Source organism: Aliivibrio sp. S2TY2 (assembly GCF_028765525.1).
In the GTDB taxonomy this organism is placed as follows: domain Bacteria; phylum Pseudomonadota; class Gammaproteobacteria; order Enterobacterales; family Vibrionaceae; genus Aliivibrio; species Aliivibrio finisterrensis_A.
Map to the genome: position 1 here is coordinate 1 of NZ_JARACS010000037.1, position 761 is coordinate 761.

At 37.2% G+C, this 761-nt stretch carries 1 protein-coding gene; it reads right to left on the minus strand.

What is annotated here, in order from left to right:
* Window positions 1-116: 116 nt before the first annotated feature.
* Complete coding sequence (gene cyaB, locus PVK63_RS19885; protein WP_130088444.1) at window positions 117-668, minus strand: class IV adenylate cyclase; 552 nt, start codon at window positions 666-668, stop codon at window positions 117-119.
* Window positions 669-761: the final 93 nt, after the last annotated feature.

A 761-nucleotide genomic window follows, 5' to 3' on the forward strand; every position in this document is an offset into this window, starting at 1 on the left:
TAACGCCTGCATAACACGTTTGCTGCCATGCAGATTAAGCCCAAATTTACCACTTAACACGGTAAACTCAAAGAAACCTAGAATGCCGAATGTAGCAAATCGTGTTGATGCATTTGTTATACCGTAAGACTTTCTGTGTACATTTTTCGGTAAGAACGATGCTCTAAGTCCGCAGAACTCAGGTCAAACTTACTGGCTAAAGCAATCAGCTCAGACCGATAACTATCAAGTAGGCTTTCATCGTCAGTCATAATCGCAAATTCAGCAAAATCACCTAACCCATTAAGATTATCGACAGTAATATGAAATTTACCAACAAAGTAAATACTACGCGTTTTCTTCATGGCTAAAACAGCATGATACCCCATTGTATTAAGCATACTTTTAGCTTTATTGGCATCGGTGATATTCGTTGCTTCACAACGGTCCTCCTCTGGTCCTTTGACTATCCAAAGTTTAATTCCAGACGGTTCCATTTCACGGATACAAAGACTTTTATTTTCAGCCAAAAGTACTTGTTCAGATGTATCAAAGTAACAATCGGATTCTAAGTTATCTTCAAGCATGACTTCGTATGCCATTGAATTCAATATAGTTAAAAACTGAGGTTTAGACTTCAGTCTATATTTTAACTCTACTTCAAACTTACCTTTAAAATGTTCTGACATCGAATCACTACTTACTTAAAATGATAAAGAAGGCTAGATTAGCACGCCAATTCACGGATTTCAGTTAACTACGTTCGATTACGGTATAACGCC